General features: G+C 52.4%; 7 protein-coding genes, 1 pseudogene and 1 riboswitch. All 8 genes and pseudogenes read left to right on the forward strand.

The window, feature by feature from the left end:
• Positions 1–21 precede the first annotated feature (21 nt).
• Positions 22–2538, forward strand: coding sequence for an EAL domain-containing protein (locus tag RNAN_RS13740; protein WP_008222790.1), 2517 nt, complete (start codon positions 22–24; stop codon positions 2536–2538).
• 86 nt (positions 2539–2624) lie between these two features.
• A complete protein-coding gene (locus tag RNAN_RS19265; RefSeq protein ID WP_158467513.1) occupies positions 2625–2798 on the forward strand; it encodes a hypothetical protein in 174 nt (57 codons plus the stop codon).
• 239 nt (positions 2799–3037) lie between these two features.
• Positions 3038–4471 (forward strand): exodeoxyribonuclease I, encoded by a 1434-nt coding sequence (gene sbcB, locus RNAN_RS13745; RefSeq protein WP_008222795.1) that lies wholly within the window; start codon positions 3038–3040, stop codon positions 4469–4471.
• Between the two features lie 237 nt (positions 4472–4708).
• A riboswitch (TPP riboswitch) is annotated at positions 4709–4819 on the forward strand.
• A gap of 97 nt (positions 4820–4916) precedes the next feature.
• A pseudogene (thiC, locus tag RNAN_RS13750) lies at positions 4917–6665 on the forward strand (phosphomethylpyrimidine synthase ThiC); the annotation flags it as partial.
• A gap of 16 nt (positions 6666–6681) precedes the next feature.
• Positions 6682–8202: a thiamine phosphate synthase gene (thiE, locus tag RNAN_RS13755; RefSeq protein WP_052027298.1), complete on the forward strand. Its 1521-nt coding sequence runs from the start codon at positions 6682–6684 to the stop codon at positions 8200–8202.
• Entirely contained in the window at positions 8183–8383 is a 201-nt protein-coding gene (gene thiS / locus RNAN_RS13760; protein WP_008222801.1) for a sulfur carrier protein ThiS, read from the forward strand. The genes thiE and thiS overlap by 20 nt, the downstream gene beginning before the upstream one ends.
• Before the next feature lie 2 nt (positions 8384–8385).
• Positions 8386–9153, forward strand: coding sequence for a thiazole synthase (locus tag RNAN_RS13765; RefSeq protein ID WP_008222803.1), 768 nt, complete (start codon positions 8386–8388; stop codon positions 9151–9153).
• A complete protein-coding gene (gene thiH, locus RNAN_RS13770) occupies positions 9150–10262 on the forward strand; it encodes a 2-iminoacetate synthase ThiH (RefSeq protein WP_008222804.1) in 1113 nt (370 codons plus the stop codon). The genes RNAN_RS13765 and thiH overlap by 4 nt, the downstream gene beginning before the upstream one ends.
• Positions 10263–10349: the final 87 nt, after the last annotated feature.

The following is a 10349-nucleotide window of genomic DNA, read 5'->3' on the forward strand; positions in this document are numbered from 1 at the left end:
ATTTGCTGTTTCAGGTGCGCTATGTCTGCCGTATCACAATTAAGCCATGATGATAACGATCCGATCGTTGCCTCTATTCTGGGTAAAAAGCCCGTGTGCTGCAGTGCCAGACAAAGTGTAGGTGATGCCTCAAGGCTGATGCGGCAATACGCTATCAGCTGTATTTTGATTACCGAAGATGACGGTACTGTATGTGGCATCTGGACGGCGGCGGATGCCCGTAAGCTGGATTTCAGCCAAGCGGATACGGCCAAGACACCTCTTAGCCGGGTGATGAGCTCGCCGGTACGCAGCATTAGCGACACCACCAGGCTAAGCAGTGCCACCAGCACCATGTTGCAATATGGTATCCGCCGTTTGCTGGTAACCGATAAACACAACCGCGCTGTGGGTCTGGTGACACAAACGGATATTATTCGCCAGCAGAAAATTGAATTCTATTTGCAATTCCGTGATGTCGGCTCTTGCCTGAACTCGGCGCCGCTGCAACTGGGCGCCCAGTTACCGCTGGGCGATGCGGTTAAGCAGATGCAACAACAGGATGTCGATGCTGCCGTAGTGATCTTTGCTGACAGCAGTCAGGGCATTGTCACTGAGCATGATCTGATCCATTATCTGGCCCAGCAAAAAAATTGTCGCACTGTTGGCGAGCTGGCCAGCCGGTCTGTGCTCACGGTAGGTCACACCACCACATTAGTGCAGGCGGTAAAATTATTAACCGAGCACCAGCTAAGGCACTTAGCGGTAAAGCAAGGCCAGACACTGCAAGGCATTTTGTCCTTTACCGATATCCTGCGAAATGTTGAACACGCCTATGTTGATCAGCTGCGAACAGCCTTAGTGGCGCGCGACGCCGCACTGCGTACCTCGGCAGATTATTTACGCTTAGCACATAAAGTGATTGATGCCTCGCTGGACGGCATTATGATCACCGACAGCAAAGGCATTATTCAGTCAGTTAACCCCAGCTTTAGCCAGATCACCGGTTTTAGCCGGCATGAGGTTATCGGCCAGAGCCCGCGCCTGCTTAGCTCAGGCCGGCATCAGGCTGAGTTCTATCAGCAAATGTGGCAGATATTACTGCAGCAGGGGCGCTGGCAAGGTGAGATCTGGAACCGGCGTAAAAACGGCGATATCTATCCACAGTGGTTAACCATTACCGCTATTCGCGACGAGCAGCAACAAATCAGTCAGTTTGCCGCCATTTTCAGTGATATCACGACACGCAAACAGCAAGAGCAGAAAATCCACCAACTGGCCTACATTGATGAGTTAACCGGGCTGGCCAACCGACGGATGTTTTTCGACCGCCTGCAGCTCAGCCTGGCCAATGCCCACCGCCATCAGCATAAGCTGGCGGTGATGTTTCTTGATCTGGATTTATTTAAGCGTATTAATGACACCCTGGGCCATCAGGCCGGCGATCAGGCGTTAAAAGAAGTGGCCAGGCGCATTGGGGCAACGGTACGTGAAGGCGAGTCTGTCGCCAGGCTGGGCGGCGACGAGTTCACTATTTTATTGCCTGAGCTGGATAACAGCAGCTCTCTGGCGCAACTGGCCCGACGTATCATTGCGCAGATTGAACAACCGGTAAACTTGCTTGGCCAGGAGTTCTTTCTTACCACCAGCATTGGTATCGCAATTTATCCACAAGATGGCGAAAGTGCCGAACAACTGGTAAAACACGCCGACGTGGCGATGTATCAGGCCAAAAGCAGTGGCCGTAACCAGTTTTGCTTTTATCAGGCCAGTGCCGGCCAGCAAAATGCCGATGAATTAAAACTGGAGCAGGCCCTGCGTGAAGCGTTAAAACATCAGCAGCTGCAGTTGCATTATCAACCCAAATTCGCGCTGGCCAGTAACCACATAGTAGGTTTTGAAGCGCTGGTACGTTGGCAGCACCCACAGCTGGGGCAGGTATCTCCTGGCCGCTTTATTCCACTGGCAGAAAAGCTTGGCTTAATTTCTACGCTGGGCGAGCAGGTATTACAGCAAGTATGTCAGCAGCAACAGCAATGGCAGCATCTGGCACTGCCGGTGTCGGTCAATATCTCCGCCCTGCAACTGGCCGATGCCGACTTTGTCTCGCGTTTGCAGCATATAGTGCAACAAGCCGGCATAGCACCCGGGTTGCTTGAACTTGAACTGACCGAAAGCTGTCTGATCCACGAGCAGGCAGAGCAAACGCTGAATCAACTAACCCAACTCAAAGCACTGGGGTTTAAATTATCCATAGACGATTTTGGCACCGGTTATTCTTCGCTGTCTTACCTGCGCCGCCTGCCAATTGACACGTTAAAAATTGATCAAAGCTTTGTGCAGGATCTGCCGGGCAATATCAGTGCCTGCCAAATTGCCAGCGCCATTATTGCTATGGCCAAAGCGCTCGGGCTTGATGTTATTGCCGAAGGCATTGAGCACCAGCAACAGCTGGACTTTTTGCTGCAGGCAGGCTGTGATAAAGGCCAGGGTTATCTGGTGTCAGCGCCACGGCCGGCGCAGGATTTTACCAAAGCGTTATCTGCAGAAAACTATTAAGCCGGTAATCTCTGCGTAAGCCAGCTTTGCATAGCGGAGGCTATTGCCTATATTTAACTAAGTTTTAGTTAAGGTAAAATAACCGCATGACGCGTCCAAAGGATACTGAACCTGAGAACCGTTCACCAGCTAGCCAACCTAAACAACACAAGCCCTTATCGCACCGGGATGCTGAAGCTGCCTGCCCTGACGACGGCTCTGTTTGTGGTGAAGAAGATCCGGGTTCGGCACTGGAGAGCCTGATGGATGATGATAAGTAAGGCGTTCATATGGATATGAGAGAAATAACAAAGGGGGATAACGTTGATCCTCTACCCAATCGTACCGGTTATAAATCGGCATAGCTCGTATGCATGAAACCGCCCTGGCAATAGCATTCTTTTTTGCTTCGTATTAGCTGCATCGACGACCTTGCTCCCTAGCTGTTACACTACGGCTAAACACCTGGTTTCATCATTAGCCAAATCAATATTTCACATTACAACGCAGGATATAAAAATTGAACCAACAGCCTACGTTCTATTTTCACGACTATGAAACCTGGGGCGCCGATCCTAAACGCGACCGCCCGGCGCAATTCGCCGGTATCCGTACCGATTTAGACCTGAATATTATTGGCGAGCCGGATGTCTGGTATTGCCAGCTGGCCAACGATTACCTGCCGCACCCGCAAGCCGCACTGATTACCGGTTTAACCCCGCAGCTGTGCAATAAAAAAGGCCTGAGCGAAACCGAGTTTATGCAGCGCATTCTCTCGCGTTTTAGCGAGCCAAACAGCTGTGTGCTGGGCTATAACAACCTGCGCTTTGATGATGAAGTCACCCGTTACAGCTTGTACCGCAACTTTTACGAGCCTTATGGCCGCGAGTGGCAAAACGGTAACAGCCGCTGGGATTTAATCGACATGGTACGCGCCTGCTATGCCTTGCGCCCCGACGGCATTAACTGGCCACGGCGCGAAGACGGCAGCCCCAGCTTTAAACTGGAAGAGCTGACGAAGGCTAACGGCTTAGCGCATGAAAATGCCCATGATGCGCTATCTGATGTCTATGCCACCATTGCCATCGCCAAACTGATAAAACAAAAGCAGCCGAAACTCTTTAGCTATTTATTTGAGCTGCGTAAAAAGGCCAAAGTAGCCGAGCTGATTGACGTGGCAGGTATGACACCGCTGGTACATGTGTCATCCAAGTTTCCTGCTACCCAAGGCTGTGTTAGCTGGGTGGTGCCGCTGGCATTTCACCCGACGAATAAAAACGCGGTGATTTGCTACAACTTACAGGCTGATCCAACCCCATTGCTGGAAGACGATAGCACCACCCTGCAGCAAAAGCTGTACACCAAAACCGCTGATCTGGCCGATGGCGAGCAGCGCCTGGGCTTAAAGCTGATCCATTTAAATAAATGTCCGGTGTTAGCACCGGCAAAAACCCTGACGGAAGAGCGCGCAGCACAGTTTGGTATTGACCGGGCACAGTGCCTTAAGCATCTGGATTTTTTACGCCAGCATCGCGCTACCCAGGCCAAAGCCATTGAGTTATACCAGCAGCTAAATGAGTTTCCTGTTGAAACCAACCCGGATTATCAGCTATACAGCGGTTTTATCAGCGATGGTGATAAACAGAAAATGGCGCAATTACATCAGCTAACGCCAGAGCAACTGGCGGTAAACGCGCCGGTATTCAGCGACGAGCGCTTAAATGGCCTGCTGTTTTTATACCGTGCCCGTAATTACCCCTACTGCCTGACCGACAGCGAGCAGCAAAAGTGGCAGCGCTACCGCACTGATAAACTCATGCATGGGCTGGATAACCCCAATTTAACGATGGAAGACTTTAGCCTGGCGCTGGAAAATCTGGCACATGAGCATGCCAGTGACGAGCAGAAAATGAAAATTCTTAAGTCGCTTTATTTATACGTGCAGAGCTTATAACTCTATCCGTCATGCTGCGCAAAGCGAAGCCGGTAACCCCGTTTGCGCAGCCACAGAGTGTCTGAGCGAACAACCTGAGCGACAAATTCGTCTGGAACGAATTTGAACAGCTTTAGCTGGCCTTGGTGCCGGACAGGATAGTCCGGCATAGTTGCTGTGGCGAGCACAACGGATGTTAGCGGCTCAAGCTTTTAAACATCGCTATTGAATTTCGTTAGCAATAAGTGAATACTTAGCGCCATCTTGTCGGAGTGCCCAGCTGTTTACAGCGGGCTGAGACCGTGAAAACGGGATCCGTTGAACCTGATCAGGCTAATACCTGCGAAGGGAAACAAGGGGAACTACAGCATTTAACCCAAGCCAAATCCGTCCGTCGGATCGGCTGACTGTTATAACCTGCCCCCACTCCGGACAAGCAACCTCAACTTGTTAACCGGAGTTTGCTATGTCTGCTACACCTTTATCAAAACGTGAGTTACGCGCCCATGCCCGTGCCTATATTCAGGCGCTGCAAGGCGAAACCTTTCCCGGCTCCAGCCGTCGTTACCTTGAATGTGAACAAAGTGGCGTTAAAGTGCCGGTACGGGATATACACCTTAGCCCCAGCCGCCTGGCTGACGGCAGCGAGCAAGCTAACCCCAGTTTGCCGGTGTATGACACTTCAGGCCCTTATGGCGACCCCATGCAGCCGTTAGATGTACTAAAAGGCCTGCCAAAGCTTAGGCTGAACTGGATTACCGCGCGAGGCGATGTGGCCCCCTCACCCGAGCTGCCGTTTGCTGATATTGCGCTGGACGAGCAAATCACCGAGTTTGACCATCAGCCGCTTAAAGCCAAGCCTGGCAAAACTGTCACCCAATTACACTATGCCCGTGCCGGCATTATTACACCGGAAATGCACTTTATTGCGCTGAGGGAAAATATGGCCGCAGCAGATGATGGCATCAGAAGCCATCAGGGCGAAAGCTTTGGCGCGGCTATCCCTAAGCAAATCACTGCAGAGTTTGTGCGGCAGGAAGTGGCCGCCGGCCGCGCCATTATTCCGGCCAATATAAATCATCCGGAAGCCGAACCGATGATTATTGGCCGTAACTTTAAAGTCAAGGTCAATGCCAATATCGGTAACTCGTCAGTAAGCTCCAGCATTGAAGAGGAAGTAGAAAAACTGGTGTGGGCCACGCGCTGGGGCGCCGATACGGTAATGGACTTATCCACCGGCCGGCGTATTCACCAAACCCGCGATTGGATTATCCGCAACAGCCCGGTGCCTATCGGCACAGTGCCGATTTATCAGGCGCTGGAAAAAGTAAACGGCGATGTCAGCCGGCTGAACTGGCAGGTATTTTACGCCACCTTAATCGAGCAAGCCGAGCAAGGCGTGGATTACTTTACGATCCATGCCGGGGTGTTAAAAGATTTTGTTGCGTTAACGGCGAAACGGGTGACCGGCATAGTGTCGCGCGGTGGTGCCATTATGGCGCAGTGGACCAGGTTATATAACGAGGAAAGCTTTTTATATCAAAACTTTGAGCAAATTTGCCAGCTCTGCGCGGCTTACGATATTTCACTGTCCTTAGGTGACGGCCTGCGCCCGGGCAGCATTGCCGATGCCAACGACGAAGCGCAGTTTGCTGAGCTGCGCACCCTTGGCGAGCTGACTAAAATTGCCTGGCGCTATGATGTGCAGGTGATGATTGAAGGCCCGGGCCATGTGCCAATGCAGCTGATTCAAGAGAATATGACCGAGCAGCTAAAACACTGCCACGAAGCCCCGTTTTATACGCTGGGGCCGCTGACTACCGATATTGCGCCGGGCTACGACCATATCACCTCCGGCATAGGCGCAGCGATGATTGGCTGGTTTGGCTGCGCCATGCTGTGTTATGTCACGCCGAAAGAGCATTTAGGCCTGCCCAATAAAGAAGATGTAAAACAAGGCCTTATTGCCTACAAAATTGCTGCCCATGCGGCAGATCTGGCTAAGGGCCATCCGGCGGCGCAGCAACGGGACAATGCGTTGTCTAAAGCCCGCTACGAATTTCGCTGGCAGGATCAGTACCATCTGGCGCTGGATCCGTTCACCGCTAAAGCTTATCACGATGAAACGCTAAGCCACGAAGGCGCCGACAGTGAACAGTTTTGCTCAATGTGCGGACCGAAATTCTGTTCAATGCGGCTTAACCAGCAAATTCAGCACGAAGAGGCATTACATGATGCCTGAGCACACGTCTGAAGCCAAACCCATTGTCTGGACCATCGCCAGCTCAGACTGTGGCGGCGGTGCCGGTATACAGGCTGACTTACATACCTTTGCCGCGCTGGGTTGCCATGGCTGCAGTGTTATTGCTGCGGTAACAGCGCAGAACAGCATTGAGGTGGTTGGCTATGAAAGCGTCAGCCCAGCGCTGTTTGTTACCCAGCTAAATTGCCTGCTGCAGGATATGCCACCCAAAGCGATTAAAATTGGCCTTATCCCAGATGTAACTTTGCTGGAGCAGCTAGCAGCCTGGCTGACACAGCATAAAGCGCAGCATCAGTTTGTCGTTATCGCCGATCCGGTGCTTAGCAGCAGCAGCGGCTACCAGTTTGCCCGTCAAAGCCAGCTCTGTATCTGGCGGCAACAGCTGTTACCACTGGTCGATTTGCTGACGCCTAACCTGCCGGAGCTGGCGTTACTCAGTACTATGCCAACGCCTAACGATGAGATGCAGGCAGCACAATTGCGGCAATTTGGCTGCGCGGCCGTGCTGATAAAAGGTGGCCATGCTACCGATCAGGCCGACAGTTGCGACCATTATCTTGGTGTAGATCAGCAATTTAGCCTAAGCTTACCCAGGCTTTGCAACACGCATAACCACGGTACCGGCTGTGTGTTATCCAGTGCCATTGCCGCTGCCTGCGCCCAGGGTTATGCCTTAGCCGACAGCGTTATTATCGCCCGCGCCTATCTGCAGCAAGCGCTGGCTAATGGTTATGCCACCGGCAACGGTGCAGGTAGCTTACAACACCATAGCTGGCCGGTTACGCCCAGCTATTGGCCGTTGCTTACATGCGATAATGAACAATTTGCCGGTGCAACACAGCCTGACAACCTGAGCTTTGCCGGCATGACAACGCCAATAGGCTTGTATCCGGTGGTTGACAGTGTCGCCTGGCTAAAGCGGCTGCTCCCCCTTGAGCCCGATGTTGTGCAACTGCGCATCAAACAAGGCAGCGCAGCTGATATCGAGCGGCAAATTGCCGAGGCCGTGCTGTTAAGCCGCGACTATAAGCTGCGGCTGTTTATTAATGACTACTGGCAACTGGCCATTAAGTACGGTGCTTATGGCGTGCATCTGGGGCAGCAAGATTTAGCCTCGGCCAACCTCGCCGCTATTGCCGCCGCCGGATTGCGCCTGGGTATTTCCACCCATAATTACACCGAGCTTACGCGGGCACGGCAAATCAGGCCGTCCTATATTGCGCTTGGGCATATATTTACCACCCAAACCAAACAAATGCCGTCCAAGCCTCAGGGGCTGGTAAGGCTGAAATATTATGCCGCCTTGTGTCGTGACATTCCAACGGTGGCCATTGGCGGCATTGATGCCACGCGGTTAGATGAAGTACTGGCATGCGGCGTCACCGGCGTTGCGGTGGTCTCTGCTATTACCGCACAGCAGCAACCGGAGCAGGCTTTTTTAACGCTTAAACAGCGGGTCGAACAACATTATGCACATCAGATTAAATGAGCAATGGCTGCAGTTAACCGCCAGCTGCACGGTGGCCGAGCTGCTACAGCAACAGCAAATACCGCCGCAGGGGCTGGCAGTAGCCATCAACAACACCGTCATTGCCAAACGGCAATGGCCAGCGCAGCAGCTTAACGACAACGACTGCGTAAACATCTTTCATATCGTAACCGGGGGCTAATAATGCTACGCATCGCCGATAAAACCTTTAGCAGCCGCCTGTTACTGGGCAGCGGGAAATTTGCCAGCCCGCAATTAATGCAGCAGGCCATAGCCGCCAGTGGCACCCAGATGGTCACGCTGGCGTTAAAACGGCTTCAGCTGGATAAACCACAGGATGACTTACTGTCACCACTTAAGGCAATGAATATTCAGCTGTTACCCAATACCTCGGGCGCCAAAACCGCACAAGAGGCCATTTTTGCTGCCGAGCTGGCACGCGAAGCGCTGCAAACCCCCTGGCTAAAGCTGGAGATTCATCCGGATCCGCGCTACTTAATGCCAGATCCTATAGAAACCCTGCTGGCAGCTGAGCAACTGGTGAAGCTGGGTTTTGTCGTACTGCCCTACTGCAGTGCCGACCCGGTACTGTGTAAACGGCTGGAACAAGTAGGCTGCGCCGCTGTGATGCCGCTCGGCGCTGCTATCGGCAGCAATCAGGGCCTGCAAACCCGCGCTATGCTTGAGATTATTGTCGAGCAAGCCACAGTGCCGGTGATCATAGACGCCGGCCTTGGCGCGCCCTCGCATGCCGCCGCGGCAATGGAGCTGGGCGCCGCAGCGGTGCTGGTTAATACCGCCATCGCTGCAAGCGCAGATCCGGTTGTTATGGCCGGTGCTTTCTCGCAAGCAGTAAACGCCGGGCGCACCGCCTACAAAGCGGGTTTAGCAACAACACAGCTACATGCTACCGCTTCAAGTCCGCTAACAGATTTTTTGGCGGCACTATGAGTTTTAATACACAATGGCAACAACAAGACTGGTTCGAGTTACAGCTACAAAGCCGCAACTTTTCAACAGCTCAGGTGCATACAGCACTGCATAAACCGCGTTTAACACTGAGTGACTTACAGGCGCTGCTGTCTCCGGCCGCTTTGCCTTTGTTACCTGTGCTGGCAACCAAAGCACAACAGCTAACCCGGCAACGGTTTGGCCACAGCGTGCAGTTTTATGCGCCCTTGTATCTATCTAACCTTTGCGCCAACGAATGCACTTACTGCGGTTTTTCCCTCAGTCAAAAAGTAAAGCGGCGCACCTTAAACCTTGCAGAAATAGAGCAGGAATGCCGCGCTGTTAAAGCACTGGGTATAGATCAGGTGTTGCTGGTAACCGGTGAGCATGAACGCAAAGTCGGTATCGACTATTTTTGCGATGTGTTGCCATTAGTCCGCAGATACTTCAGCAGCGTGCAGCTAGAAGTGCAGCCGCTAAGCAGCGCTGAATATGTCCGGCTAAAACATCTTGGTGTCGATGCAGTGATGCTGTATCAGGAAACCTATAATGCTGCAGCGTACCAGCAGTACCATTTAAAGGGTAAAAAAAGCGATATCCACTGGCGGCTGGATGCACCGGACAGAGTGGGCCAGGCCGGTATTGATAAAATTGGCCTCGGTATTTTACTGGGTCTTAGTGACTGGCGTACCGATGCCATTATGCTGGCGCAGCATCTGCAATATTTACAAAAACACTACTGGCAATGCCGTTTTAGCTTATCCGTGCCTAGAATACGCCCGTGCAGTGGTGGTAACGAGGTAGTAAATCCAATCAGCGATAAAGAACTGATCCAGCTGATTTGTGCCTTTCGCCTGTTTGCCCCTGAGCTTGAGATCAGCCTGTCCACCCGCGAGTCTGCTATCTTTCGCCAGCATGTGGTGCCACTGGCTATCACCAGTGTCAGTGCCGGCTCAAAAACCCAACCAGGCGGTTACAGTGTTGAGCCACAGAACCTCGAGCAATTTAGTATTGACGACAACCGCGCGCCGGCAGAGGTAGCCAAAGCTCTGATGCAACAAGGTTTACAACCGGTTTGGAAAGATTGGGACAGCTTTTTAGGCCGCTAAACGCAAAAAGGCCTACCGGTTAGGGTAGGCCTTTTGCTTGAATTGGGAGCCTGGCGGTGAACTACTCTCGCATAGCGAATGCTACAC

The organism is Rheinheimera nanhaiensis E407-8, assembly GCF_000296695.1.
In the GTDB taxonomy this organism is placed as follows: Bacteria; Pseudomonadota; Gammaproteobacteria; order Enterobacterales; family Alteromonadaceae; genus Alishewanella; species Alishewanella nanhaiensis.